Source organism: Xenorhabdus thuongxuanensis (genome assembly GCF_001908095.1).
GTDB classification, from domain to species: Bacteria; Pseudomonadota; Gammaproteobacteria; order Enterobacterales; family Enterobacteriaceae; genus Xenorhabdus; species Xenorhabdus thuongxuanensis.
Genome location: NZ_MKGR01000108.1, coordinates 1 through 646, shown reverse-complemented (window position 1 = coordinate 646; position 646 = coordinate 1). Strand labels below are relative to the sequence as shown.

Annotated in this window: 1 protein-coding gene; it reads right to left on the bottom strand. The window is 57.4% G+C overall.

Annotation, left to right across the window (positions count from 1 at the left end; all coding sequences use genetic code 11):
* Positions 1-646, bottom strand: a 646-nt coding sequence (locus Xentx_RS18270) for an AMP-binding enzyme (protein ID WP_139292555.1), incomplete at both ends; no start/stop codon positions are given.

Genomic DNA, 646 nt, shown 5'->3' with positions numbered 1-646 from the left:
CGCCATCAGGATCGGCTGAGCAAACAGGGTTTGTAACGGTAACTCCCGCGCCAATACCTGACGGGTACGGGCGACAAGCTGGACAGCCAGCAGGGAGTGCCCGCCCAGCTCAAAGAAATGATCATGACGGCCAACACGTTCCAGCCCCAATAAGTCTTGCCAGATTTGTACCAACGCAGTTTCTATGTCACCGACGGGCGCTTCATAGCTGCGCGTCACTACGGCAGAAACATCCGGCGCAGGCAGGGCCTGACGGTTAAGTTTGCCATTGGGCGTGAGTGGGAAGGTTTCCAGCATCACAAATGCACCGGGCAGCATATAATCGGCCAGATGTCGGGCGAGTTGTTGACGCAGTTCAGCGGGCACCAGTTTAGCGCCAGCCAGCGGCCGCAGATAGGCCACCAGCCGTTTCTGGCCGGGCTCATCTTCGCGGGCAATCACCACAGCTTCGCGCACCCCGTGACACTGCATAAGCTGTGTTTCGATTTCCCCCAATTCAATGCGGAAACCCCGCAGTTTGACCTGAAAATCATTGCGACCAAGATATTCGATATTGCCATCGGGTCGCCAGCGGCCAAGGTCACCGCTTTTGTACATGCGGGCATGGGGGGTTGGGGAAAACGGGTCAACAAGAAAACGCTCGGCC